This window comes from Pseudomonas sp. FG47 (assembly GCF_057809115.1).
Window position 1 is genome coordinate 1 of the sequence record NZ_JBMDJI010000036.1, and the last position, 25244, is coordinate 25244.

Consider the following 25244-nt stretch of genomic DNA (forward strand, 5'->3'; position numbering starts at 1 on the left):
GCGTTCGGCCTCCTGAAGTCGCGAAGTTACGGGCGGCGCCTGCACTGGCGCAGCTATCGCTCGCTGGGGTTGGCGCTAGTCTCTTGATCAGCAACAGCAACCAACATTGACCTGGCTGCTGCCGCCAATCACTGACTCGCCATTTGCAACGAGTCGTCGAGAATCTTCAACAAGGACGCCGCCCGCCGGGCAAACACCGCTGGATTCGCGTACAGCAATTCCACATGCAGGCTGTCGATGATCCCCAGGTAGGCATCCCCATAAAGCTCCAGCTTGTTGCCATCACTGCGCGCCCAGCCATGACGTTCGCGCAGGGCCTGGCAGAAGCCCTGGCGAACCTGCTCCAGGTAAGCCTCGAAGCCCCCCGTGACCACCGCACGTATCGACACCGGCGGCAAGAACGCCGTGCGCAACACAAACCGCAAATTAGCCGAGCCAGCATAACGCTCGGCCAAATGCAGCGGATGCCAGTGCCCCGGCGCCTCGCGAGCCGCCGATTCCTGGCTGAAACCCGACTCGACATAGGCCGTTTCCGCCGCCAACGCCCGCTCGAACGCGCACACGAACAAGGCGTCCTTGTTGGCGAAATGGGCATACAACGAAGCCTTGCGCATCCCCGCCAACGCCGCGATCTCGTTCAGCGACGAGCCGTCGTAGCCATGCTCGGCGAAATGCTCCACCGCGTGATCGCAGACACGGGCGGCAGAAGGGGTCAGGGCTTTCAAGGCGGTCACTCCGGGTTGGCACTGCAGGACGAGGCGCTGATTGTGTTGGCCTGGGCCGCGCGGGTCAAACCCACGATCAGCAACGCCGCCGCCGCCAGCAACCAGGCCCAGGCTTGCGGGCCGAGGGTCGCCAGGTGACCGGCAAGGGGCGTCGCGCTCGAGGCGATCACCAGTTGCAAGGCACCGAGCAACGCCGCGGTGGAGCCGACATCACGCTGCTGCGAGGACATCGCCAAAGCCATCAGCGTGGCTTCGCAGATGCCCAAGCCGAACAGCGCCAGAACCACACCTGCGAGCAGCAACGGCAAGCCAGCGCCATTGATCCCGGCCAGCACCATCAGCACGGCGCCAGCGCCCATGCACAGCGCGCCACGCCAGGCCACCCGTGCCACGCCGTGCGCCACTACCCAGCGTCCGGACAACGCCGCGCCGAGTAAAATGGCCGCGCCACAGGTGCCGAACAGCAAGCCGAAGTGCGCGCTGGATAGCCCGAAATGCTCCTGGTAAACGTAGGCAGAGCCGGCAATGTAGGCGAACAGGAAGAAAAACACTGCCGACAGCGCCAGGGCCGGACGCAGGAATGCGCCGTCGACACCGATGCGTGCGTAGGTGCGCAGGACAGTGCCCGGCGCCAGGCGCACCCGCGCGCGCTCTGGCAGGGTTTCGCCAAGGCTGAGCAGCGAGTTGGCCAGGGTCAACAGGCCCAGGCCCGCCAGCACCAGCATGATCGCCCGCCAACCATAGGCGGCATCCACCAGGCCACCCACCGCCGGAGCGAGAATCGGCGCCAGGCCCTCGATGGTCATCAGCAGGGCGAAGATCTGCGCGGCGCGGGTGCCGTCGGCGACATCGCGGACCATGCTCATGATCACCACCAAGGTCAAGGCACTGGCCAGGCCCTGGACCAGACGCGCCATCAGCAGGGCCTGCAGCGAGTCGGCCGCAGCGGCGGCGAAAGACGCCAGGGCGAACACCAGCAACCCCGCGAGCAGCGGCCGGCGACGCCCCAGGGCATCCACCAATGGGCCGAACAGCAACTGGCCAGCCCCCATGGCCAGCAGGAATACCGTCAGGGTCAGTTGCACCTGGGGATAGCCAGTGCCGAAGTCGCGGGCCATTTCCGGCAGGCTGGCCAGGTACATGTCGACGGCCGAGGGGCCAAGGGCGCCGATCAGGGCGAGGGAGGCGGCGAAGCGCAGGTTGCAGGTGCTGGGCATGACGGGTGTATCCACAAGGAAAAAAAGAAACCTACCGACCGGTAGGTTGTGAACAGGTTAGCCAGGTCGGCCTCGGGGGTCAATACGGCGCTGCTGGACGGCGGCGAACAACTCGCGCCCTTGCAGCTGCTTGCGCGCCAAATGCACCCCCTTCGCTTGTTTAGCGCCACCGGTCCGACGGCCTGGGAAAAAACCGAATCAGCCGTGGTTGCCCGCACTCCCAATTTTGTACGGCGCTGCCGTGCATTCATTCCCCAAGCCACACGAGGTTTTGCAACCATGGCCAACAGAGACAGCAACATGACCGGCCGTCAGGACAGCAACAAGACCGGCAGCCAGGGTGGAACGAAGAACCCCGGCAACTTTGCCAATGACCGCGAGAAAGCCTCCGAAGCCGGCCGCAAGGGCGGGCAGAGTTCCGGCGGTGGCAACCGCCAGAGCGAGTCCGGTCGCAAGGGCGGACGGGCGTAAGTGAGGGCACGCAGTGCCAGGTGCCCTGGCACTGCGCACACCTGCAAAGGAGAACCCCATGCGCATTCCCCCCGTGCTCTGCCTGCTGGCCAGCCTGACCCTGCTCGGTGGTTGCTTCGACCGCGACAACGACCACCCAGCCAAGGACGCCGACCCGAGCAAGCCGTCGCTGCAGATGCAGCAACCCGACACTTCCAGCCCAGCTCCCGAAACCAAGCCGCAGCAACCCTGAGCGAGGTACCTGGCATGAAGGTGATGGCCAGCAAGGGTGCAAGCACTGCGTCCAATGCCTTGCAACGACGCTATCGGGCGCTGCTGGCAGGGCGCTGCGGGCTAGCCTGGCTCGACCGCCAGTTGAGCCACGTCCAGGCGCTGCCCGACGACCTGCCCGACGATCCGCGGCACTTGCCTGGATGGGCCCTGGCCAACGTCAGTGCGGTGGCCGAGGCACACGCCGATTATCTGCGGCAACGCCGGGAGGGCCGGCCCCGGCGCTACTTCGCCAACCGTGCCCAGGCCCTTTGGTTCCTGCAGCAAGTGGCCCCGACCAAGGCGGTCGACGGTGCCTGGCTGCACGGCACCCTGCGCCACTGGCGTGACCCGCGTTACCACGGGCTGATCGGCACCTTTCTCGAGGAACTGGGCAATGGCGACCCGCGGTGCAACCATGTGTTGATCTATCAGCGCCTGCTCAGCCGCCTCGGCTGTCTGCAAGGCCCGCCGCTCAAGCCCGAACGCTACCTGCAGGGAGCCCTGCAGTTGGCCCTGGGCCAGCAGTGCGAGCAGCGCTTGCCCGAAGTGATCGGCTACAACCTCGGCTACGAACAACCGCCATTGCACTTGCTGATCACCACCCACGAACTGGCTGAGTTGGGCATCGATGCCCATTACTTCCAGTTGCACGTGACCATCGACAACGCCGCCAGCGGCCATGCCTGCCGCGCCCTGGAAAGCCTGCGCCTGTTGCAGCCCAGGAGCGCTGGCGAGGCGTTCTACCAACGGCTCAGGCAAGGTTATCGGCTCAACGGCCTGGGCATCGACACGCCTTCGTTGATCGCCACCTTCGACCTTGAGCACGAACTGCTGGGCGCATTGGAGCGCAAGCGGGTGTATGGCCAGTTCATGCATTCAGACCGTTGCCGCCTTCAGGGGCGCACGATCAACCAATGGCTCGCCGAGCCGGGAGCGATGGGTGCCTTTCTCGATGCCTTGCAGGCCCAGGGTTGGGTCGAGCGTGATCGCAACCCGCGGCAGAGCCGGTTCTGGGCGCTCATCGACGGGCCGACGGCAGCCATGTTCGGGGTTTTCAGCCCCTACGAGAAACAACTGTGGCACGACTGGATCGCCGGTAGCTGGCAAGGCGCCAATGTCCGCCGGGTGATACCAGGCCAATGGGAACAGGACCTGGCGTTGGAACCTGCAGCGCCCTGCGCGCCGCAAGCATCGACAATCGACGGGCTGATCGCCGCCATGGCCGGCAACCGCCATGCCGAGCCCTCGGGTCTGCGCGCCACCCGCGACTACATCCGCGCCACCGGCCTTGCCAACGGAGGATCCTGCTGATGCTGCTCGACCAGACCCAGGCCCGCGCCGACCAGGCCTTGCTGCAATTGGGCCGGCGCCTACGCGCCGATGGCTACCACTTCACCTGCGTGAGCCCGGCGACCCAGGCCCGGGTCAACGCCCGCCCTGCGGCGCAACGGGCGGGCAACCTGCGCGAGGTGTTCGGCTGGAGCCGGCCGTTTGCAGGTGCGCTGATCAGTGCCGATGAGCTGGAGCAACTGCTGACGGCAGGTGTACTGGTGGCGCAGGGCGAGCTGCTGCGCAGCATGGTGCGCTGGTCGAGCCTGGATGACTTGCTGCTACTGCACTCGGCCTGGCCCACCGAACGCCGCGACGCGGTGTTCTTCGGCCCGGACAGCTACCGCTTCGCCCAGGTCATCCGCGATCACCTGCAACATTGTCCCCGGCGCGTGCAGCATGCCGTGGACATTGGCTGCGGCGCCGGTGTCGGCGCGCTGTTGATCGCCCGCGCGGCGCCCCATGCCCAGGTCAGCGCGGTGGACATCAACCCACTGGCCCTGCGCTATACCGCAATCAATGCAGCGCTGGCGGGTGTGGCCAACGTCTCGGTGGAACCCAGCGACCTGCTCGACGGCATCAGTGGCCACTTCGACCTGATCGTCGCCAACCCGCCGTACATGCTCGACGCTGCCCGGCGCACCTACCGGCATGGCGGCGGTGCGCTGGGCGCGGAACTGTCGCTGCGCATCGTCGAACAGGCCTGCGAACGCCTGGCCCCTGGTGGTACCTTGCTGTTGTACAGCGGCGTGGCCATGGTCGAAGGCCATGATGCGCTGCTCGAGGCGATCCGCCTGCGCCTGGCGGGGCCTACGTTCAGCTGGCACTACCGCGAGCTCGACCCAGACGTGTTCGGTGAACAACTGCTCGAGCCCGGCTACGAGCACGTCGAACGCATCGCCGCGGTGGCCCTGACCGTTACCCGCAAGGCGTGATGCGGCCATGGGCCGTCCCTGCAGCTTCGGCATCGAGCAAGAGTACCTGCTGGTCGACGCGGCCAGTGGCCGGGTGCTGGCCAAGCCATCGGCGAAGGTGGAGCGGCGCTGTCGGCAGGTCCTCGGTGGCCACTTCGCTGAAGAAATGTTCCGTTGCCAGGTCGAGCTGGTCTCTCCAGTGTTCGACACCTTGCACCAGGCCCACGGCTTCCTCGCCGAGCGTCGCCAGCAGCTGGATGAGGCCTTGAGCGCGTTGGGCGTTGGTCTGTATGGCGCGGCCAGCCATCCCAGCGCGCAGTGGTTGCGCCAGCAGCCACGCGATACGGCGCACTACCGAGAACTGTTCGACGACTATCGCCTGGTGGCCCAGCGTAGCGTGCTCAACGGCCTGCATGTGCATGTCGGCGTGCCGCCCGGCATCGACCGCATGCAGGTGATCAACCGCGTGCTGTACTGGCTGCCGCTGCTTTTGTTGCTGAGCACCTCGTCGCCGTTGTGGGGCGGGCAGGTCAGCGGCTACATGAGTTACCGGCGGGTGATCTGTGGCGAGTGGCCGCACATGGGCCTGCCTGAGCCCCTGGTCGACTGGAGCGCTTACCAACGCTACCGGGCGCTGCTGCAGCGCACCGGAACGCTGGCCGAAGACGGCGACTTCTGGTGGGCGATACGCCCGTCGCGGCGTTTTCCCACGGTGGAACTGCGCATCTGTGATGGCTGCCCGCGGCTGGCGGATGCCCTGGCCATCGCCGGGTTGTTCCGGCACCTGGTCGAACAGTGCCTCCGGCCAGCGGCCGAGCCGCTGCAAGGCAGTCGCGAGTGGCGCTGGGTCACCCAGGAAAACTACTGGCGGGCCATGCGTGATGGCCGCCACGGCAGCTTCATTGGCCTGCACCAGCAGTTGCCGGTGACCGCCGAGGGCTGGCTGGCGCAGCTGCTGGCACAGCATCCACTCGACAGCATCGATGCCGAGCGTGCGGCGTTGCACGCCCGGCGGATACTGCGCGAGGGCACCAGCGCCGATCGCCAGCTCGAGGCCTTGGCGCAGGGGCCGGGGGCGGTCGTGCGGCAGGTGCTGGATGACCATCTGTCGCTGAGCGCGCCAGGCTGAACAAACCATCGGACCTAGGTTGTTCTCGAACTCAGTAGGGCGCTAGCGCGGGGTCAACCCGTCCACAGGGCCCGCCCATTTACCAAGGAGTCGGCCCATGTCCAGCAAGCCGCAAGACCAATACAGCCTGCAAAATCCCCTGACCCAGTATCCCCATCCGCCATTTCCTGCCCAGGGCCAGGCCGCTCCCGGCCTGGACGCCAACATGCAACCCAAGCCCGACCATGGCGAAAGCACTTACCAAGGTTTTGGCCGCCTTGCGCGGCGCCGCGCCTTGATCACCGGCGCCGACTCAGGCATTGGCCGCGCGGTGGCTATCGCCTTCGCCCGGGAAGGCGCTGATATCGCCCTGAACTACCTGGCCACCGAGGAGCGCGACGCCCGCGAAGTGGTGCAACTGATCGAAGCCGAAGGCCGCAAGGCCCTGCCGCTGCCGGGCGATCTGAAGGACCCACGGTTTTGCCGCCAGCTGGTGGATCAGGCCCATGAACAGCTCGGCGGCCTGGATATCCTGGTCAACGTCGCCGGCAAGCAGGAGGCGCGCAAGGACATTGGCCAGATCAGCCACGAGCAGTTCGACCACACCCTCAAGACCAACGTCTATGCGTTGTTCTGGCTATGCCAGGCGGCGGTGCCGCTGATGCCAGCGGGGGCGACCATCATCAACACCGCATCGATCCAGTCGTATCAACCGTCGGCGACCTTGCTCGACTATGCCACCACCAAGGCGGCAATCGTCGCCTTCACCAAGGCCTTGGCCAAGCAGGTGATCGAGCGCGGCATCCGGGTCAACGCCGTGGCGCCGGGGCCGATCTGGACCGTGCTGCAGCCCAGCGGCGGCCAACCGCCAGAGAAAATTCCCGATTTCGGTGGCCACACGCCGATGAAGCGCCCAGGCCAACCGGCCGAATGCGCGCCGCTGTACGTGCTGCTGGCCAGCCAGGAATCGAGCTATATCACTGGCGAAGTGTTTGGCGTCACCGGCGGCAACCCGCTGCCGTAGGGCAATTGCGACTAAACCTTCAGGACGCCGCGCAGTCAGTTGCAGTAAGGGCCCGACTTTGCCAGGGCCAGGGAGGTGGCTGATGAAGCTGGTCTGCCTGCTGCGAGGCTGCCAATGGCGCAGCCTGCACATCGATGAGGTTGCTGGGCTGCATTGCCAGTGTTGTGAACGTTGTGGCGCGTTGCGCTACAGCCAGCCCGGCCAACCGTCGGGCGCATAGGAGCCGACCATGGCCAGGGCTATCTGGAAAGGCGCGATCAGCTTCGGCCTCGTGCATATCCCCGTCTCCCTCAACACTGCCGTGCGCAGCGAGCGCATCGACTTCGACTGGCTCGACAAGCGCAGCATGGAGCCGGTGGGCTACAAGCGCGTGAACAAGGTCACCGGCAAGGAGATCGACAAGGAGCATGTCGTCAAAGGCGTGGAGTATGAGAAAGGCCGCTACGTGTTGATCAGCGAAGAGGAGATCCGCAAGGCCCGGCCCGAAGCGACCCAAACCATAGATATCTTTTCCTTCGTTGAGGCCGGGGAAATTCCCTTGCAGCAGTTCGACACGCCGTATTACCTGAGCCCGGACCGCCGCGGTGGCAAGGTGTATGCCTTGCTTCGCGAAACGCTGCAAAGCACCGGCAAAGTGGCGCTGGCAACCGTGGTGCTACATACCCGCCAGCATCTGGCGCTGCTGCGCCCGCTGGATGATGCGCTGGTGATGATCACCCTGCGCTGGCCTGAGGAAGTGCGCGGCCTGGAAACACTGAAACTGGACAAGAGCGTCACCGACAGCAAGCCCGACAAGCGCGAGCTGGCCATGGCCAGGAAGCTGGTCGAGGACATGAGCGGGCCGTGGACGCCGGATGACTATCACGATGCGTTCCGCCAGACCATCCTGGACCTGGTCGAGGAAAAGGCCAGCAAAGGCAAGATCGAGACGGTGGAAAAAGGCGAGGGCATGGCGGCGCAGAAAGGCGCGGACATCCTCGACCTCACCGAACTGCTCAAGCGCAGCCTGAGTGGTAAAAAGCCCTCCAGCAAACGACCGCGCAAGGCATCCTGAGCCTTGCAGGAGAACCGAACAGGCAACGCGGTGGCTGGCACTGGCTGCGCCGGTGTTCGCCGGCAAGCCGGCTCCTACACCGATAGCGGCCGGCAATACCTGTAGGAGCCAGCCTTGCTGGCGAACCGGGCGACGCGGTGGCATTCATGGCAGTTGCCCTTGCAACCCGCTCAGGTAATCCCCGAACCCTTGCCGCGCTCGGCTATCCGCGCGGCTGCTGGTGGCCACGCTGTGCTGGGCGGTCCAGACGATCTGCGCGCCATTGGCCTCGAGCGCAAGCACCAATTGCACATCTTCGTGGGCGGGCAGCGGCTGGAACCCGCCGACCCGTTGATATGCCTTGGCGCAAACCCCGAGATTGGCCCCGTGGATATGCCGGTGCCCCTCCCGTGCCTGGTAACGCTCCTGGTACAGCCGGCGCAACGCGGCGCTGTGCCAGGGTTGCCAGCGCTCGACATGCACCGTGCCGCACACCGCATCGGCCCGCCATTGCAGCTGCGACAGCAGCCAGTGGCGAGGCACACGGCTGTCGGCGTCGGTGAAGGCCAACCACTGCGCGCCGCGTTCGAGCATCAACGCCGCACCAGCACGGCGGGCGATGCCGACATTGCCTGCGCTCAGTTCCAGGATGCGCACGCCATGGCGCTGGGCGATGGCCAGGCTGGAATCGCTGCAACGGTCGAGCACCACCAGGATGTCCACCTGCAAGCCGGTCAACGCTGCTTGTGCGGCGGCCGCCTGAACCGCCTTGAGGCAATGCCCAAGGCGCCGCGCTTCGTTATGCGCGGGGATCACCACGGCGATCATGAGCACCTCTCGTCCAGGTCGACCACGCTGGGTTGGCACGACCAATATTCGAGCAGGAAGTCCGCTTCCTCATGGCGTAACAGCGGATATAGCGGCAGATGCCTGGCCAGTCGCGCATGCACCTGGCGGCCATCCTGCGGGCAACCGACGATCGGGTGGCGCCAGTGGCAGGCGAGCAGGCCGCCATCGCCGACCAGGCTGGCCACCGACTGTTCGATCACTTGCAGCCAGTCGGTGGGGTCGAGGTAATAGCCGATCTCGCTGAGCACGATCAGGTCGAACTGCCCTGCGGGCCAATCGCCAGGCAGACGGGCCTGCTCGACGCAGGCATGTCTGACCCCGGCCAGGCGCTGGCGCGCCAGGCCCACGGCGCGGGCATCGATGTCCTGGCACAACAGGCTGGCGCAGCGCTCGGCGAGTAGCGCGCTGAGCTCACCATTGGCGCAGGCCGGCTCGAACACCCGTGCATAGCATTGGCGCGGCAGGCTGGCCAGCAACAGCTCGCGCTTGCGCCGTTCGTACCAGCGGCTACGGAACGCCCAGGGATCGTCATCGTTGGCGTACAGGTCGGCAAAATATTGCGCGTCGAGGCTCATGGCGACTCCCTTTTACAAGAACATCAGTTCGAAAGGTTGCAGCAGACACGCCTGCAAGCGCGATGGCAGGACCGGCGGGCGCTGGTCGTCGGCCTGCACCTGGCTGGCATGGCAGGCCAGGGCCTGGCGCTTGCGTGCCAGGCGGTTTTCGTCGAGCTGGATGCGCAGGGCTCGGGCCCAGGGCAGGCGCGGATCGTCCGGTCGCGCCCAGTGCCAGGCCCATACCGGCACTTCGGCCAGTTGCGCTCGGCGCGCCTGGGCCGCCTGGGCACAAGCGCGTCCTGCCGCTTCATGGTCGCAGTGACCATCGCCGCGCCAGGTGGTCAGCAGCAGGTCGTCGGGCTTGAGCAACTGGTTCAGATGGTTGGCCAGGAACGCCTCGTCGCGGGGCAGGGCGCCGTCCTTCAAGTGCAGGCGGCGCCAGTCCAGGCCGTTGAGGTCAAGCTCCAGTTGTTGCAGGGCGTGGCGGCTCTCCAGGGGGCGCTGGCGGCGCAGGCGATGTTCGGTCCAATGCGCGGAGCCGGGGTGGCTGCTTTCGCCGTCAGTGGCGGAGATCAGTAGCAGGTCCTGTTCACGCCCGGCAAAGCCTGCCAGCAGGCCGCCGGCCATCAGGACTTCATCGTCCGGGTGCGGTGCCACTAGCACCAGGCGCCTGCCCGGTGGGCACAGTTGCTCGGGCCTGAGCCAGCGGGCCCGGGCCAGGCGCGCGCTATGCTGCCAGGCGCACCAAGGGGTACCTTGGCTGGCCTGAATCAGGTTCTCGCTCATAGCTGCCAGGCCCCCGCGGGCACTGCGGTCACTTGCCGCCCCAGTTCGGCCAGGTCGCGCTCGGCATGGCTCTGGCGCAGGAACACCGGCAGGTCGGCGCTGAGCCGCGCGAAATGGCTGTCGCGGCAATACGGCGTGGCGCCCAACGCCCGGCCGACATGGCGAATGACCTGCTCCACCGCCTGCTCCACCTGGGCGCGGGTGCGGCGCACCTCGAAGCTGGCATCGGCCCGTGGCTGGCGGTCTATCCAACTGGCACATTCGCGCAGCGCGGCGCGGGCTCCGTACAAGGCACCGTCCACGGCGCCGAGGTGGGCATCGGCGTGCACGTCCACGCGCGGCTTGCGGCAATGTTCGCGCAGGTAGTCGGCCAGCGCCTCGGCGGCGCCATACCAGCAGGCGGCGATGCCGGCGCCACCGTGCCAGAACCCTGGCCGCGACACATACTGGCCCGTAGCGCCCACGGCCACGCCGGGTGAGTCGTCGAACTCGACGGTCACGCTGGCGGTGGTGCCCATGCCCACTGCTTGCCAGTCATTGGCCTGGATCCGCTGGCTGGGATCGGACAACTCGATGGCCACCAACTGCGATTGCTCCTGGGTATCCCAGGCGGTGATCAATGCCCGGTCGATCTGCATGGCGCCGGAACACCAGGCCTTGCGCCCTTGCAGGCGCACCTGCGCGCCTTCGCGGCCAACGATCCGTGCCCGGGCGTCCGCTGGTTCGGCCGCCCACATGCCCCAGATGCCGTCTGCCGCCAGGTGCGCGGCGCCACATTCGGCGAGGATCGCCAAGGCGTCGGTATGGCCTTCGTAGAGCTTGGCCAGGGTCAGGTCGCAACCGGCGATGCGCGCCAGGGTCTGCCAGCGCTCGAGGGTATGGCCCTGGCCGGGCAAGGGCAGCAGGTCGAGATGATCGGCCTGCAATGCCTGCAACAGTTCTGGCAGGTGGTTATCGAGATCGAGCGCCCGCGGCCGCCTGCCGAAGCGCCGGAGCAGGCAGTCGAGATGGGTCAGATCGAAATCCTGGACGATGCTCATGGGCTCAGTTCCCCTTGGGTGTTCTTCTTCCAGCCACGCAGGTTCATGGCGCACAGGCAAAATTGCAGGACGATCAGGGCCCAGGCCTGTACCTGCCAGCCCCAGGCCACCCACAGCACATTGCTGCTGATGAAAAAGCAAAAGCCCACGCGGCGCCGGCGTGGTCGCCGCGAGCCAATGCACCAGGCCGCGGCCAGGGTCAGCAACATCGCCGGCCATTGCAGCAGCTCGAGCAGCAGCCCCATCAGGCCAGCCCCAGCTGCTTGCGCATGCTCATGGTGATCGACTGCCGGGTCGCGGCCATGTCGGCCCAGGGGTCGTCGACCTCAGCCAGTCGCTGGCGCAGGTTGCCGATGTTCCATTGGTTGGCGCTCTTGAGCTGGGGGAGTTCATCGCGCCAGATCGGCACCGAGACCGGCAGCCCTTCACGGGCGCGCAGGGAATAGGCGGCGACGGTAGTGGCGCCCTTGCCGTTGCGCAGGTAGTCGATGAAGATCCGCCCCACCCGGTTCTTCGGCCCCGACACCGCACTGAGACGGTCGGGGAACAGGCCAGCCATGTGCTCGACCAAGGCATGGCTGAAATCTTTCACTTCGCCCCAGCCGGCGCGGCGAGTCAGTGGCACCACCAGGTGCATGCCCTTGCCGCCGCTGGTCTTGAGAAACACCTTCAGGCCCAGTTCATCGAGCAAGGTCAGGGTCAGCTGGGTGGCCTCGCGCATGGCCTTCCACGGCAGCGCAGGGTCGGGGTCAAGATCCAGGACGAAACGGTCGGGGCGCTCGAAGTCCTTGTCGGTGGCATTCCAGGTGTGCAGTTCGAGCATGTTCATCTGCACCGCGCCCAGCAGGCTGTCGGCACGGTTGAGCACCATGGCCGCCTGGCCGGCCTGGGCCTTGGTGTAGCTGACAACCTGGGGAATATGCAGCTGCCCGGCGTTCTTCTGGAAGAACAGCTCGCCGCCCAGGCCATCCGGCGCCCGCACCAGGGCCACCGGCCGGTGCTTGAGCTGCGGCAACAGCCAGTCGGCCACCTGGGCATAGTATTCGGCCACTTGCCGCTTGGTGGCGCCGCAGGTGGCGTCGATGACCCGCTCGGGGTGGGTCAGGCGCAGGCCGCCCAACTCGTCGGGCTGCGCCTTGACGGCTTGCTTGGCTGGCATGGCGCGCTCCAGGTCGATGGCGGTGGCGGGTTTGTCGTCGCGCAGGCCGTGGAACACCGAATGGCGCACGATGCCTTCACGGGTCATCTGCGCATAGGCCACTTCGGCCAGCAGCTGCGGTTCGAGCCAGTGCACGCCGCGGGCTTCGGCGCCGACAGGGGGCTTGGGCAAAGCCGGCTTGCTGATTTCCAGGGGTTTCAAGCGTGCGTGCAGGGTGTCCAGGGTCGTGGCGCTGAAGCCGGTGCCCACCTTGCCGGCATAACGCAGTTGGCCGCTGTCGGGGTCATGCAGGGCCAGCAGCAGAGCGCCGAACCCAGTCCGGCTACCTTTGGGGTCAGTGAAACCGACGATCACGAACTCCTGGCGCTGCTTGCACTTGAGCTTGATCCAGTCGCTGCTGCGCCGACCTGTGTAGGGGCTGCCCTCGCGTTTGCCGATCAGCCCTTCGAGGCCCAGGCGACAGGCGCTGTCGAGCAGCGAGTCGATCGGCTGCTCGAAGGCTTCGGAAAACTTCAGCCGTGCGCTGGCGTTGTGTTCGAGCAAACGCTCCAGGGCCCGGCGCCTATCGTGCAGTGGCAATGGGCTAAGATCTCGGCCGCCAAGGTAGGGCAGGTCGAACAGATAGTAGGTGATCTGGTCGTCATGTTCGGTGTCGAAGGCGTTCTGCAAGGCCTGGAAATCCGCCACGCCGTTGCGGTCGACCACCACCATTTCACCGTCCAGCCATGCCGAGTCCAGGCCCAGCGCCTGCAGCGCCGCGACTTGCTGCGGCATCTTCGCGCTCCAGTCATGGCCATTGCGGGTAAACAGCCGCACCTGGCCCGCGGCGATTCGCGCCATGATCCGATAGCCATCGAACTTGACCTCGTAGCACCAATCACCGCCGGGCGGCGAATCCACCAAGGTGGCCAGCTGCGGCTGCAGACGCTCGGGCAGATCCTGTGCTTGCGCGGTGTCGACGGGCTTTGCCCACTGCTTGGCGGCGCGCCGCGGCAACAGGGTGCGCTCGCTGAGCACACTGTCGGGCAGGGCATCGACAACACTGTAGTCAGCCTCGCTGCGCGCCTGCTCGTCGTTGGACTTGACCAGCATCCACTGCTCCTTCTTGCCCGCCAGGTGGGTGCGGAACAGGTTCCACACCCCCGCAAGCTTTTCGCCTTGCAGGCGAAAGCGCAGCTTGCCCTTGGCATAGGCTTCTTGCGGGTCGCCCTCGGGCTCCCAGATGCCCCGGTCCCAGACGATCACGTCACCGGCGCCGTAGTGACCCTCGGGGATATGGCCTTCGAAGTCGGCGTAGTCCAGCGGGTGATCCTCGACGTGCACCGCCAGCCGGCGCACCTTGGGGTCCAGTGATGGGCCCTTGGGAATGGCCCAGCTCTTCAGGGTGCCGTCGAGTTCCAGGCGAAAGTCGTAGTGCAGGTGGCTGGCATCGTGCTTCTGGATGCAGTAATGCAGGGCGTGGGCGCGGCGCGCGCGGTTGCGCTTGGCAGCCGGCTCCGGGGTGGCGTTGAAGTCGCGCTTGCGTTGGTACTCCTGCAGGGGCTTGGCCATGGCGGGCTCCGGACGGTTCGCGGGTCTTTTGCTTGGGAGGTGATGGGCTGGGGCAGAGTTCAAAAAAGCTGTGGCGATCCATGGGGCATTGGCAACGAACGCGTGTGAAAACTCTGAATCATTTGCCGGCCAACGCAGTCGACCCCATGAGCCCCCACTGATGGAGATCTGCCATGGCCAGACCCAACGACCCCAATACAACTGTCGAGATCGACGACACCGAGGACCGTATGGGAAGCGTTCGTGAACTGGATTTCAGCGAGCGGCGCGATGCGCGCCAGGGCCGGATCGGCGACGAGCGCCCAGCCCGCGAGCTAGCCCAGGACTACCCGCCACGGCGCATCGCCGAGGCTGGCATGAGCGGCGGTGAAGCGCTCAGCGACAGCGCCCACGAGGACAACGTCACCCTCGATGACTTGAGCCCCGACACCCTGTTCGACGAAAGCGGCGCCCGCGACCCACATGAGCCGGGTCTGGGCGGTCCGGCAGACAAGCATCTGCGTCACGTCGAGGCCGAGGAGATCGGCGGCGGTATCGGCCTGGACGAAGCCGAGCTAGCACGTTCCGCGCCGCTCGACGGGCAACCTTGGACGGATGAAGTGTCCAGCGAAGACGACGATGGGAGAAACCACTGATGAACGAGCAACGTTGTTCCTGCAACCACTGTTCCTGCACTGTTGATGCCAATGCCGTGGTCCAGGATGGCAAGGCTTATTGCTGCGAAGCCTGCGCCATGGGCCATCGCAATGGCGAAGCGTGCCGCATGGCTGACTGCAAGTGCGGCGAAGCAACCCAGCCCAAGGAGCGCAATGTCGACAACGCGCTGGACGAAACCTTCCCGGCCAGCGACCCGATCTCACCTTGAAGGGCATCACCAGGCAGGCCCGCTCCCAGCAACGCTGACTGGCTTTGCTGGGAGCGAGCGGGCCCGGCGACAACCCGATCAGGCCTTGCGTAGCGCCTCGATCAATTCATCCTTGCGCATGCGTGAACGCCCGACGATCGCCTGCTTGCGTGCGCGGTCCATCAACTGGGCCTTGGTCATGTCCTCCAGGCGCTGGCCTGGTCGGGCCACCCCTTGCTTGGTGGCCACCGCGCGGCGCGCCGAAGAGGCGCGCGACCGGGCTTTGGCGGCGGGGCTTTTCGCCTGACCCGAACCGCCCTTGCACTCGCCACCGCCGGACTGCTTGTTGACCGTGGCCCAGGCCCGCGCCTCGGCTTGGTCCTTGGGCACGCCTTTGCTTTCGTAGCTGTCCTCGATATGTTCGGCCTTGCGTTTCTGTTTGTCGGTGTACTTGTCTTTGTCTCCACGGGGCATGGTGGTTCTCCTTGCGTTCAGTGGGTCTGCCAGATGCCGTCGTTGCGTTCGCAATCGCTGCGCGCCTGGCCCAGGCTCGGAGTGTCGTAGTAGTAGGTGATGATCCGCGCCTGCTTGGGTACGGCGGGGCGCGTGCTTGGCTCGTCACGGCCGGCCGCGTCGGGATTGGCCAGGGTTTCCTGGGTCAACGGCGCGATGCAACTGCCGATGCTGCCGTCGGCGCAGCGTTCTACCGGGCGCTTGCGGCTGTTGAGCATTGCCTTGCTTTGGTTGCTGCAGGACCAGGCAATCGCTTCGGCGGGCATGTTGCTGAAGCTATAACAAGTATGCCCCTGCACTGGCTTGACCGATTCGCTGGAAGACTGGGTGACGACGTCGCAGCCGGCGGCTTGTACCTGGCCACAGGCCAGGCCGGCGAGCAGGCTGAACAGCAGGATCGTTCGCATGACAGATCTCCTTTAGCGCGTGTCTGGCGCAGCGCTTGTCTGTTGGCGCAGAGCCTTGGCGCGTTTTTCCAGGATCAGGTAGGTGATCACCGCCAGCAGCAACGGGATTAGGTAGTACAACGTGCGATAGCCCAACAGCGCCGCGACCAGGCTGCCTTGCCCGAGTTGGCCATGCAGCAGGGCCAGGAACACCGCTTCCAGCACACCCAGCCCAGCGGGAATATGGGCGACCACGCCGGCCACGCAACTGATCAACAACACACCGAGCACCGACGGATAGGCCAGCTCGGCCGGCAGCAGTAGGTGGATCAGTGCCGCCATCAATGCCCAATTGCTCGCGCCCAATGCCACCTGGCACAGCGCCAGGCGTAACGCGGGCAGGGTGATCGGGTGGCCACGCAAGTGCCAGGTACGGCGCCTGGCGAATGCGCAAGCCAACAGGTAAGCCACAACCACGGCGATCATCAGCCCTCCGACCAGGCGCAGGCCGCCAGCGCCCAGCGCCCAGTTGGCCGGTAATTTGACCTGGCCCAGGGCGAACACCGTGCCGGCCAGCAGCATGTAGCCCATCCAGTTGGTCAACAGGCCCAAGGTGAGGATGCGGGTAATGGTCGGGGTATCCAGGCCCAGGCGGCTGTACAGCCGATAGCGCAGGGCGACACCGCCGACCCAGGTGGTGAAGTTGAGGTTGAATGCGTAGCACACGAACGCCACTGGCAGCACCTGGCGCGCCGGCAAGCGGTGCCCGGTGTAGGCCCGCGCCAGCAAGTCGTAGCTGGCGAACACCAGGTAGCTGCACAGGGCCAGCAGCAGGCCCAGGGCCAGGGTGGCGGGCTGGTAGGCCAGCAGCGACTGGCGCACTTCCTGCCAATCCAGGTTGCGCGCCAGCAGAAACAGCAGGGTCGGCACCAGCACGATGAACAGCAGGGTCAGCAGGCGCTTGCCCCAGACCTGCCACGGTTTGCCTGCCATCAGCTGTTGCCTCCGTGGTAGTTGGCCGCCGTCTCGTCCTCAGGGCGCAGCGCGGTGAGGCGCTGGCGGTGGGCCGGGAACCAGCCGGCAATGCGCGGGAAGTAGCGGGTGATGTGAAACCCCAGGAAGATCAGCGGCGCGCGCCACCAGTAGCCGCGCACCATGCGCTCGAGCGTCACGACCTTGCACTGCTTGGCGGCCAGCTCGCTGAGGTGTTGGTACAATCCTTGGTTGAAGGCCCGGTCGCGAATTAGCAGATTGGCTTCCAGGTTTAACGACAGGCTCAGCGGATCGAGGTTGCTCGAGCCAACCGTGGCCCAGTCGTCGTCCACCAGCGCCACCTTGCCGTGTAGCGGGCGTTGGCAGTACTCGTGGATACGCACGTTGTCGCGCAGCAGGTAGTTGTAGAGCAGGCGCGACAGTGCCCGCACCCAGCGCATGTCGGGTTGGCCCTGAAGAATCAGGGTCACCTCGACCCCGCGCCGGGCGGCATTGCGCAGCTCGCGCAGCAGGCGGTACCCGGGGAAGAAGTAGGCATTGGCCACGACGATACGCGCGCGGGCCTGGCGAAAGGCCTGCAAGTAGTGCTGCTCGATGTCGTTGCGGTGGCGCTGGTTGTCACGCTCGACCAATAGCGCGCTGCAGCTACCGCTGGCGCCGGTGCCGGGGTTGACCTGACTGGGCGTGCGCAACACCGCCGCCAGCAGCCGGCAACTGCTGGCATGCACCTGGGCCACCACGGGGCCTGTGACCTCGACGGCATAGTCCTGCTTGGCCTGTGGGCCGAAGTCGGCGAGGTGATCGGCGCTGTAGTTGATGCCACCAATGAAGGCCCGCTGGCCGTCGATCACCAGGATCTTGCGGTGCAGGCGGCGGAACAGGTTGGTGCGCATGCCGGCCAGGCGCGGCTTGGGATCGAAGGCATGGACGTGCACCCCAGCCTCGGTCATCGACGAGACGAAGGCATCGTCCAGGTCGGCCGTGCCATAGCCGTCCACCGCCACTTCCACCCGCACGCCTCGGCGGGCGGCGTCGATTAGCGCCTGGCGCAACGGCTGGCCGACCTTGTCGTCGTAGATGATGAAGGTTTCCAGGAGGATTTCCTTCCGGGCCTGGGCCATGGCGGCGAACACGCGCGGATAATATTGCTCGCCGTTGATCAGCAACTCGACCTGGTTGCCGTCCAGCCATTGCCCGTTCATAGCGTCACCTGCGCCACCAAGGGCGCATGGTCGGACAGGTGCGACCAGGGGTATTTGGCTAGCACCCCGGCGCTACGGGCCCGGGCATTGCGCAGATAGATGCGGTCCAGGCGCAGCAGCGGCAAGCGCGCCGGGAAACTGCGCGCAGGTCGGCCGAAAGCCTCGACCAGACGCTCGGTCAGCACGGCATTTGCCTTCAGCCGCCAATCGTTGAAGTCGCCGGCGACGATCACCGGCGCATCCGGCGGCAACCTGTCGAGCAGCTGCAGCAACAACTCCACCTGGCGTTGCCGGTGCGCCTCGCGCAGACCCAGGTGCACGCAGATGGCGTGCACCTGGGTCTGCCCAGGCACCTCCAGGCGGCAATGCAGCAGGCCGCGCTGCTCGTTGCCTTGAATCGACACGTCGAGGTTGTCAAACGCGCTGATGGGAAACTTCGACAGCAAGGCGTTGCCATGGTCGCCATGGGGATAAACCGCGTTGCGCCCATAGGCGAACTGCGGCCACATGCTGTCGGCGAGGAACTCGTACTGCGGCGTCTGCGGCCAGGTCGGGTGCCGCTCGGCGTGCTGCTGGTGGCTGCCATGTACCTCCTGGAGGAACACCAGGTCGGCCCCGGTGGCCCGCACCGCTTCGCGCAGCTCGGGCAGGATGAAGCGCCGGTTGAACAGGGTGAAACCCTTGTGCACGTTCAGCGTCAGCACCGTCAGGCGGCGTACCGCGGTGATCTTGTCGATGATGCAGCTGGGGGCTGGCAAGGTGCGGTTCATAGTTGCACCTTTGGGGGCACGCCCGGCTCGGTAGCCAAGTCACCGTCCAGTCCCAGCTTGCCCAACAGGCGCCGGGCGTCGTAAGGGGCATGGACCTTCTGATCGTTGTCGAAATAGCAGTACACTGCGCGCGAGGCCCGCTTGGCCGGGGCGCGCGCAACGATCAGCTGCGCATCGTCGGGCTGGCCTCCCTGGTTCCAGGCCTGGATGCGCAAGCGCCAGCGGCGCAGCGCTTTGGCGGTGTAGCCGCTGCTGTAGAGCTCGACGTCGCCATGCAGACGCATGTAGATGAAGTCGGCGGTAACGTCCTCGACATACGGCCATTTGCCCGCGCTGTCGGCGACTACCAGCGCCACCTTGTGCTTGCGCAGTAGCTTGACGAAGGTGTCGCAGAGAAAGCTCGGGTGACGGATCTCCACGGCATGGCGCAGTCGAGCCTGACCGCCGATGGCGTTGCCGGCGTTACCCCGCAGGCGTTCAGCGCACTGTTCGGCGCAGGCGCGAGCGGCCCGCCGATCCTTGGGCAGGCGGGCGAGGAAGTCAGCGAAGCGCTGCTCATCGAACTTCATCGATGGCGGAAACTGCCAGAGAAAAGGCCCCAGCTTGGTGCCCAGCAATAGCGGCCCGGACGCGAAGAAGTTGGCCAGCGCCTCGTCGATGTCCCTGAGCCGCCGTACATGGGTTATGTAGCGCGGCGCCTTGACGGCGAAGACGAAGTCCTCCGGCGTCTGGTCATGCCATTGGCGATAGCGCTCGGGTGTTTGTAGCGCATAGAACGAACCATTGATCTCGATGCTGTTCACCGCCCGCGAGGCGAACGCCAGTTCGTCGTCCTGGCGCAGGCCCTTGGGGTAGAAGTCCTTGCGCCACGGGCCATAGCGCCAACCGGAAATACCAATGCGGATCTCGCTCACAGGGGCTCCCACTCGTTCGTGCACTTATCACTAGCGACCCTGGGCGCGCTTTGGCGGTTCAGCATTATTGACGAGTGGGGCGACGGACAACCTGGCGGAACTTTGCCTGGCGCCCATGCCTCCACCGGATGGCGGCTGCAAGAACTGGAGGAACGGCACAATGAACGAAAACACTGATTTCGATGAACTCAACGACCCACCGGACCGGCCTGCGCCGACGCCGCAAGACGAACCGGAAGTTCAGCCAAGCGCCCCCGATATCGAAGGCCTGCCTGGTGAACAGCAACAACCTGGTTGAGGGCCTGGGCCATGAAATTCGAGCGTTTTGCCCAATGGCTGGCGAAGGTCAGCGGCCGTCCGCTGACCTTCGCCATCGCTCTGCTGTTGATCGTCACCTGGGCGGTCAGCGGCCCGCTGTTCGACTTCAACGACACCTGGCAGCTGGTGATCAATACCTCGACCACCATCATCACCTTCCTGATGGTGTTCCTGATCCAGAACACCCAGAACCGGGACAACGACGTGTTGCACATAAAAGATCGACGAACTGCTGCGCACCACCAAACGCGCCCACAAGGCCCTGCTGGACCTTGAAGACATGGACCCGGCCAAGCTGCATGCCCTGCGCAAGCACTATCAGCAGATGGGCGAGCAGCAGGCTCCGGACCCAAGCGATGACCCCGACTGATCTGGGAGGACGGCATGGCCAGACATATCATTCACTACACCGGCCCGATCAACTCCGCCACCTGCGGCAACCTCATCAACACCTGTTCCCGGGCGTTGCAGCAAGGCGCCGAGCTGCTGCAGATCAACGTCGCCACCATGGGCGGCGAGTGCAGTTATGGGTTCACCCTGTACAACTACCTGCGTTCGCTGCCGGTGCCGGTGCATACCCATAACCTGGGTACCGTCGAGTCGATGGGCAACATCCTGTTCCTGGCTGGCAGCCAGCGGACGGCCTGCGCCTGCAGCAAGTTCCTGTTCCACCCTTTCCACTGGACCCTGCACGGCTCGGTTGACCATGCGCGGATGGCCGAGTACGCCATGAGCCTGGATTATGACCTGCGGCTGTATGCGCAGATTGTCGCCGAGCGCACCGCGGGCGCCGACCAGGTGCTGGATGTAGCGCGTTACTTGATGGCCTATCCGCGCATCCTCGGGCCCAAGGAAGCCCTGGCCAGCGGGATGATCCAGGCCATCGACGAAGTGCCGATCGCGGCGGATGCCTGCCAGTGGAGCGTGCATGCCTGAGGCTCGCCGGCAAACATCGGCGTAGCCGGTGCCGCTCAGTAGGGCACCGACCCGTTCAGGGCCTCTATCGCCTCGATCAGCTCGTCATAGCCAACCGGTTTGTTCAGGTGGCGGTCGAAGCCCGATTGCCGCGACCTGTACTGGTCGGCGCTGGCGCCATAGCCGGTCAGGGCGATGGCCGGGATATAGCGTAGGTGCTCCAGCGCGCGCAGCGCCTTGATCAGGGCATGGCCGTCCATGCCTGGCATGCCGATATCGGACAGGATGACGTCGTAACGTCCGGCGACGGCCGCCTCCAGCGCCGCGTGCGGGTCGCTGTGGGCCTCGACCTCGGCGCTTTCCATTTCCAGCAGTTGCTGCATGACCTCAAGGATTTCCACCGAGTCGTCCACCAGCAACACCCGCACGCCGCTCAGCCGCCCCTCGGCAGCTTCCGGGTCGGTGCCGGGCTGCGGCTGCTGCCGTGGGTCGCACAACGGCAGGCGCACGCTGAAGGTCGCGCCGCGTCCCAGCCCCTGGGAGTGGGCGCTCACCGTGCCACCGTGGGCCTTCACCAGTTGGCGCACCAGTGACAGGCCAATGCCCAGCCCGTCGCGGCTGTGGCTGGCGAGCTGGGGCGCGGCCTGGCTGAACAGGTCGAACACCGTTTCCAGGTTCTCATCGGTCAAGCCGACGCCCTGGTCGATCACATCCAGTTGCGCCTGGCTATCATGCCGGCTCAGCACCAGGCGGATCTCGCTGCCGGCGGGGCTGAACTTCAGCGCATTGTTCAACAGGTTCCAGATGATCTGCTCCAGTCGCGTGCCGTCACCTTCGATGTAAACCGGCGCGCCATCGGCGGGCAGGGCCAGGCGCACGCTGCAGTCGTGCTGCTCGTTGACCACCACCGCGTGTATGCCCTGCAGCACCAGGCTCAGGTCGAGCTGTTGGGTCTTGAGCTTGAGCTTGCCGGTGCGGATACGCGCGACATCGAGCAGGTCGTCGATGATCCGTGCCTGACTGGCGACCGCCTCGCAGATGGCCGCCACGGCCTTGCTGGCGGCACTGGCCCCCTTGACCGCCGGGACCCGGCGCAGGATCTCGGCGTTGAGCTGGATCAGGTTCAGCGGGTGCTTGAGCTCGTGGGACATGACGGCGAAGAACTCGTCCTTCATGTGGCTGCTGCTCTGGGACTCGGCCAACTGCTTGGTCTGCTCGTCGTGCAGGCGCTTGTGCCCGGTCAGGTCACGGGCGATCTTGACGTAGCCGCGCAGGCTGCTGCCCTTCAGGCGCGACACCTCGCCGCTGCAATAAAAGCGGCTGCCGTCCTTGCGCACGTGCCAGCGTTCGTCCTGGCCACGGCCATGCAGGCGTGCGGCGCGCAGCTCGCGTTCGGGCACACCATCGCCGCGGTCTTGTTCGGTGAAGATCAACTGGTAGTGCTGGCCAAGCACTTCGTCCTTGCCATAACCGAAAATCAGCGCGGCGCCGGTATTCCAGTCGATGATCAGGCCCTGTTCGTCGAGCAGGATGATGGCGAAATCGTGGGTGCTCTCGGCCACCAGGCGCATGCGCTCCTCGCCTTGGCGCAGGCGCTCTTCGGCGGCGCGGCTTTTGCTGATGTCGATGAAGGTCAGCACAGTGCCGTCGACATTGCGCTCGCTGGCCCGATACGGCAGCAGGCGGGCCAGGTACCAGTGCTGGTTGTCGCCGAGCACTTCGCGTTCGATGGTGGTCTCGCGCTCCACCACGGCCCGTGCGTCATCGGCCAGGCCTGGGTAATCGAGGCGGTGGGTGATGTCGAGCAGCGAGCGCCCGGTATCGACCGGCAGCATGCTGAAGATGTCGGTGGCACGCGGGGTGAACCAGCGGATATGCAGGTTGCGGTCGACGAATACGGTGGCGATGTCGGTGGAGGCGATCAGGTTGCTGAGGTAGTCGTTGACCTTGTCGGTTTCCTCGACTTTGGTCTTGAGCTCGTAGTTGACCGTCAATAACTCCTCGTTGATCGACTGCAACTCTTCCTTGCTGGTTTCCAGCTCTTCGCTGGCCGAGCGCAGTTCGGCGTTGATCGCCTGCATCTCTTCGTTGGACGCGGTCAGCTCCTGGCTGGAAAACTCCGATTGCTCGATGGTTTCCTGCAATTGCAGGCGGGTGCGATGCAGTTCGCGCTCCAGGTTGCCCAGCAACGTGCCCTCGGCCAGTTCGATAGCTGGCCCGACAGCGGTGGGTTGGTCCGCTTCGCAGGCCTGGAACACCACCAGCAGGCACTCGCTGGCGCTGAGCTCGTCCTGGTGCGGCTGTACCAGGATGCGCACGTCGCTGCGCTGCTCATCGAGGTTGACGCTGATCGCCCGTGATGTCACCGCCTGGCCGCTGCCCTGGGCCTGCAACAAGGCGCTGCGTAGCGCTGGGCGCAGTGGCGCGAGCACCAGGTTGAGCAGGTTGTGGCTGAGCTCGCCGCCTGCATGCCGTAAAAAAGGCCCGACGCCCTCGCTCATGTGCAAGATATTACCGTCGGCATCGACGATCAGGCTGGGCGGCGACCGACGCGCCAAGGCGCGGTGATGAATTTCGGCGTAGGCCAGCCGGCGCCCGGCCCGTGCCTTGACGGGCGCCTGCGCCGCCGCTGGCAACGGGGCCTGGAGGCGCTCGGGATGACGGCTGCTGGACACCTCGCGGGCGCGGAAGATGCGGTTGCGTTTGTCCACCGCCACGAATAGCTCGGCGGCCAGGTCCGTCGATTCGGAACTGCCCAGGAACAGGTGGCCGCCGGGACGCAAGGCAAAATGGAACAGTCGCAGGATGTCCCGTTGTACTTCACGGTCCAGATAGATCAGCAGGTTGCGGCAGACGATCAGGTCGAGCTGGGAAAACGGCGGATCGGACAACAGGTTGTGCCGGGCGAACAGCACTTGCTCGCGAATCTCCTTGCGCACCCGGTAGTGCTGGTCTTGCTTGGCGAAGAACTGCCGCAGCCGTTGCGGTGAAACATCGGCTGCGATCGCCTCGGGGTACAGGCCAAGCCGGCCGATCGCCACCGCGCGCTCGTCAAGGTCGGTGGCGAAGATCTGCACCTGGGCGCTGCGCTGGGCCAGGGCCAGTTGCTCGGTGACCAGCATGGCCAGGCTGTAGGCTTCCTCGCCGGTGGAACTGCCGGCCGACCAGACGCGGATCTCATCGTCGCCATGATCATTGACCAGGCCTGGCATCACGTGACGCTGCAAGGCGTCGAACGCTTCGCGATCACGGAAGAAGTTGGTCACCCCGATCAGCATGTCGGCCAGCAATGCCCGCGCTTCCTCGGGGTGCGCCTGCAGAAAGTCGCGGTAGTCCGCCAGGTCGGTCTGTCCGGTGACATGCAGGCGCCGTTCGAGGCGGCGCAATACCGTGGCGCGTTTGTAATGGGCGAAGTCGTGGCCGGTGTTGCCATGCAGCAGGGCGAGGATTTCCTCCAGCAGCGGGTCGCTGACGGTGGGGTCGCCTTCGCGCTCACCCAACGCCGGCGGCAGGCTGTCGTCCTCGATGCGTGGCAGCTTGACCGCGCGCGCGGTGCGCCAGAGCGTCAGCAGGCGGGCGGGCATCTCGGCCACTGGCAGCAGCAGGTCGACCATCCCGGTGGCCAGCGCGGCCTGGGGCATGTCGGGGTACAGGGCATCCTCGGGGGTTTGCACCAAGGTCACGCCACCTTGTTCCTTGATCCGCGATAGCCCCACGGCGCCGTCGCTACCGGTGCCTGAGAGTACCACGCAGAAGGCATGGTCCTTGTGCACGTCGGCCAGGTCGCGGAAAAACAGGTCGATGGCCACATGGTCGCCGCGGCTGCGGTTGGCGGGGCTGACCCGCAGGTATCCATCGTTGGTCGACAGCCGGTTGGCCGGGGCGATCACATAGACATGGTTGCGCTCGATCGGTACCGGTTCGGTGACCTGACGCACTGGCATCCGGGTAACCGCCTGGATGATGCGGTCGGCCTGGCTCTGGTGGTCCGGGGACAGGTGCAGGACCACCACGAAGGCCATGCCGCTGTCTTGCACCATGTGCTGGAAGAAGGTGCGGATTGCCTCCAGCCCGCCCGCCGAGGCACCGATGCCGACCACTGGAAAATCCAGGTGGCTGGGGCTCAGCGCCGGGTTGTGCGGCGAGGCGAGGGTGGTTTTGCTGGACGACTTCATGGGCACGGGCCTTGTGCGAATCGGGAGATGGCCCTGCCGGGCACTGTGGGCGGATTATAGGCTGCGGATCGATTGGCAGACGAGCGGTCATGGGCCGTTCGACGACGGCTCCCACCGAACCGAGGGCCAATGGTTCGTGGTGCATGACTGTGACCCTTGGCAGAGGACAAAAGTGCGAACGCGGTTGCCCAGTGGTGGC

Annotated in this window: 27 protein-coding genes and 1 pseudogene; 13 read left to right on the forward strand and 15 right to left on the reverse strand. The window is 65.7% G+C overall.

Features of this window, described 5'->3' with window-relative positions; all coding sequences use genetic code 11:
* Window positions 1–128: 128 nt before the first annotated feature.
* Together ACODS5_RS20355 and ACODS5_RS20360 are read right to left on the reverse strand one after the other, a co-directional pair.
* Window positions 129–725, reverse strand: a complete 597-nt coding sequence (locus ACODS5_RS20355) for a TetR/AcrR family transcriptional regulator (protein ID WP_489109520.1) — start codon at window positions 723–725, stop codon at window positions 129–131.
* Between the two features lie 5 nt (window positions 726–730).
* Window positions 731–1942, reverse strand: coding sequence for a multidrug effflux MFS transporter (locus ACODS5_RS20360; protein WP_489109521.1), 1212 nt, complete (start codon window positions 1940–1942; stop codon window positions 731–733).
* Window positions 1943–2221: 279 nt separating this feature from the next.
* On the opposite strand from ACODS5_RS20360, the gene ACODS5_RS20365 reads away from it, so the two are divergent.
* The 8 genes from ACODS5_RS20365 to ku all read left to right on the forward strand — a co-directional run bounded on the left by ACODS5_RS20365 (window position 2222) and on the right by ku (window position 8094).
* Window positions 2222–2413, forward strand: a complete 192-nt coding sequence (locus ACODS5_RS20365; RefSeq protein WP_134690791.1) for a con-10 family general stress protein — start codon at window positions 2222–2224, stop codon at window positions 2411–2413.
* A gap of 58 nt (window positions 2414–2471) precedes the next feature.
* Window positions 2472–2645, forward strand: a complete 174-nt coding sequence (locus tag ACODS5_RS20370) for a hypothetical protein (protein ID WP_167659454.1) — start codon at window positions 2472–2474, stop codon at window positions 2643–2645.
* Between the two features lie 14 nt (window positions 2646–2659).
* A complete protein-coding gene (locus tag ACODS5_RS20375) occupies window positions 2660–3976 on the forward strand; it encodes an iron-containing redox enzyme family protein (RefSeq protein WP_489109522.1) in 1317 nt (438 codons plus the stop codon).
* Window positions 3976–4929 (forward strand): methyltransferase, encoded by a 954-nt coding sequence (locus ACODS5_RS20380; protein WP_134690787.1) that lies wholly within the window; start codon window positions 3976–3978, stop codon window positions 4927–4929. Before ACODS5_RS20375 ends, ACODS5_RS20380 begins: the two co-directional genes overlap by 1 nt.
* 7 nt (window positions 4930–4936) lie before the next feature.
* The gene (locus tag ACODS5_RS20385) at window positions 4937–6037 is read left to right on the forward strand and encodes a carboxylate-amine ligase (protein WP_489109523.1); all 1101 of its coding nucleotides are present in this window, start codon (window positions 4937–4939) and stop codon (window positions 6035–6037) included.
* A 97-nt stretch (window positions 6038–6134) separates the two neighbouring features.
* Window positions 6135–7040, forward strand: a complete 906-nt coding sequence (locus ACODS5_RS20390; RefSeq protein ID WP_489109524.1) for an SDR family oxidoreductase — start codon at window positions 6135–6137, stop codon at window positions 7038–7040.
* Window positions 7041–7122: 82 nt separating this feature from the next.
* Window positions 7123–7260, forward strand: coding sequence for a PSPA7_2676 family Cys-rich small protein (locus tag ACODS5_RS20395; RefSeq protein ID WP_302467645.1), 138 nt, complete (start codon window positions 7123–7125; stop codon window positions 7258–7260).
* A gap of 9 nt (window positions 7261–7269) precedes the next feature.
* Window positions 7270–8094, forward strand: coding sequence for a non-homologous end joining protein Ku (gene ku / locus ACODS5_RS20400; RefSeq protein WP_489109525.1), 825 nt, complete (start codon window positions 7270–7272; stop codon window positions 8092–8094).
* Between the two features lie 144 nt (window positions 8095–8238).
* On the opposite strand, the gene ACODS5_RS20405 is transcribed toward ku, so the two are convergent.
* Genes ACODS5_RS20405 through ligD form a run of 6 tightly spaced genes read right to left on the reverse strand, consistent with a single transcriptional unit; the run spans window position 8239 to window position 14015 of the window.
* Window positions 8239–8901, reverse strand: a complete 663-nt coding sequence (locus ACODS5_RS20405) for a glycosyltransferase family 2 protein (protein ID WP_134690811.1) — start codon at window positions 8899–8901, stop codon at window positions 8239–8241.
* Window positions 8898–9497, reverse strand: a complete 600-nt coding sequence (locus ACODS5_RS20410) for a class I SAM-dependent methyltransferase (RefSeq protein ID WP_489109526.1) — start codon at window positions 9495–9497, stop codon at window positions 8898–8900. The genes ACODS5_RS20405 and ACODS5_RS20410 overlap by 4 nt, the downstream gene beginning before the upstream one ends.
* 12 nt (window positions 9498–9509) lie before the next feature.
* Window positions 9510–10265 carry a PIG-L deacetylase family protein gene (locus ACODS5_RS20415; protein ID WP_489109527.1) on the reverse strand — a complete coding sequence of 252 codons (756 nt, stop codon included), beginning with the start codon at window positions 10263–10265 and terminating at the stop codon, window positions 9510–9512.
* Window positions 10262–11305: an acyl-CoA dehydrogenase gene (locus tag ACODS5_RS20420; RefSeq protein WP_489109528.1), complete on the reverse strand. Its 1044-nt coding sequence runs from the start codon at window positions 11303–11305 to the stop codon at window positions 10262–10264. The genes ACODS5_RS20415 and ACODS5_RS20420 overlap by 4 nt, the downstream gene beginning before the upstream one ends.
* A complete protein-coding gene (locus tag ACODS5_RS20425; protein ID WP_134690776.1) occupies window positions 11302–11550 on the reverse strand; it encodes a hypothetical protein in 249 nt (82 codons plus the stop codon). Before ACODS5_RS20425 ends, ACODS5_RS20420 begins: the two co-directional genes overlap by 4 nt.
* Window positions 11550–14015 (reverse strand): DNA ligase D, encoded by a 2466-nt coding sequence (gene ligD, locus ACODS5_RS20430; RefSeq protein WP_489109529.1) that lies wholly within the window; start codon window positions 14013–14015, stop codon window positions 11550–11552. Before ligD ends, ACODS5_RS20425 begins: the two co-directional genes overlap by 1 nt.
* A gap of 173 nt (window positions 14016–14188) precedes the next feature.
* Here ligD and ACODS5_RS20435 point away from each other — a divergent pair, with 173 nt between their 5' ends.
* The gene (locus tag ACODS5_RS20435) at window positions 14189–14650 is read left to right on the forward strand and encodes a phosphotransferase system, HPr-related protein (protein ID WP_489109530.1); all 462 of its coding nucleotides are present in this window, start codon (window positions 14189–14191) and stop codon (window positions 14648–14650) included.
* Window positions 14650–14880, forward strand: a complete 231-nt coding sequence (locus tag ACODS5_RS20440; protein ID WP_489109531.1) for a metallothionein — start codon at window positions 14650–14652, stop codon at window positions 14878–14880. Before ACODS5_RS20435 ends, ACODS5_RS20440 begins: the two co-directional genes overlap by 1 nt.
* A gap of 78 nt (window positions 14881–14958) precedes the next feature.
* Here the strand turns inward: ACODS5_RS20440 and ACODS5_RS20445 are convergent, their stop codons facing one another.
* Genes ACODS5_RS20445 through ACODS5_RS20470 form a run of 6 tightly spaced genes read right to left on the reverse strand, consistent with a single transcriptional unit; the run spans window position 14959 to window position 19637 of the window.
* Window positions 14959–15333, reverse strand: a complete 375-nt coding sequence (locus tag ACODS5_RS20445) for a Rho termination factor N-terminal domain-containing protein (protein ID WP_489109532.1) — start codon at window positions 15331–15333, stop codon at window positions 14959–14961.
* A 17-nt stretch (window positions 15334–15350) separates the two neighbouring features.
* Window positions 15351–15779, reverse strand: a complete 429-nt coding sequence (locus ACODS5_RS20450; RefSeq protein WP_134690767.1) for a hypothetical protein — start codon at window positions 15777–15779, stop codon at window positions 15351–15353.
* A 12-nt stretch (window positions 15780–15791) separates the two neighbouring features.
* Window positions 15792–16751 carry a lysylphosphatidylglycerol synthase domain-containing protein gene (locus ACODS5_RS20455; RefSeq protein ID WP_134690765.1) on the reverse strand — a complete coding sequence of 320 codons (960 nt, stop codon included), beginning with the start codon at window positions 16749–16751 and terminating at the stop codon, window positions 15792–15794.
* A complete protein-coding gene (gene clsB, locus ACODS5_RS20460; RefSeq protein ID WP_489109533.1) occupies window positions 16751–17953 on the reverse strand; it encodes a cardiolipin synthase ClsB in 1203 nt (400 codons plus the stop codon). The genes ACODS5_RS20455 and clsB overlap by 1 nt, the downstream gene beginning before the upstream one ends.
* Window positions 17950–18723, reverse strand: a complete 774-nt coding sequence (locus tag ACODS5_RS20465; RefSeq protein ID WP_134690761.1) for an endonuclease/exonuclease/phosphatase family protein — start codon at window positions 18721–18723, stop codon at window positions 17950–17952. Before ACODS5_RS20465 ends, clsB begins: the two co-directional genes overlap by 4 nt.
* Window positions 18720–19637, reverse strand: a complete 918-nt coding sequence (locus tag ACODS5_RS20470) for a DUF72 domain-containing protein (RefSeq protein WP_489109534.1) — start codon at window positions 19635–19637, stop codon at window positions 18720–18722. The genes ACODS5_RS20465 and ACODS5_RS20470 overlap by 4 nt, the downstream gene beginning before the upstream one ends.
* Before the next feature lie 160 nt (window positions 19638–19797).
* Between ACODS5_RS20470 and ACODS5_RS20475 the strand changes: the two genes are divergently transcribed.
* The 3 genes and pseudogenes from ACODS5_RS20475 to ACODS5_RS20485 all read left to right on the forward strand — a co-directional run bounded on the left by ACODS5_RS20475 (window position 19798) and on the right by ACODS5_RS20485 (window position 20891).
* Window positions 19798–19935 carry a hypothetical protein gene (locus tag ACODS5_RS20475; protein ID WP_489109535.1) on the forward strand — a complete coding sequence of 46 codons (138 nt, stop codon included), beginning with the start codon at window positions 19798–19800 and terminating at the stop codon, window positions 19933–19935.
* Between the two features lie 11 nt (window positions 19936–19946).
* A pseudogene (locus ACODS5_RS20480) lies at window positions 19947–20325 on the forward strand (low affinity iron permease family protein).
* A 14-nt stretch (window positions 20326–20339) separates the two neighbouring features.
* A complete protein-coding gene (locus ACODS5_RS20485) occupies window positions 20340–20891 on the forward strand; it encodes an ATP-dependent Clp protease proteolytic subunit (protein ID WP_134690755.1) in 552 nt (183 codons plus the stop codon).
* 35 nt (window positions 20892–20926) lie between these two features.
* Here ACODS5_RS20485 and ACODS5_RS20490 read toward each other — a convergent pair whose 3' ends face one another.
* Entirely contained in the window at window positions 20927–25045 is a 4119-nt protein-coding gene (locus tag ACODS5_RS20490; protein ID WP_489109536.1) for a CheR family methyltransferase, read from the reverse strand.
* Window positions 25046–25244 lie beyond the last annotated feature (199 nt).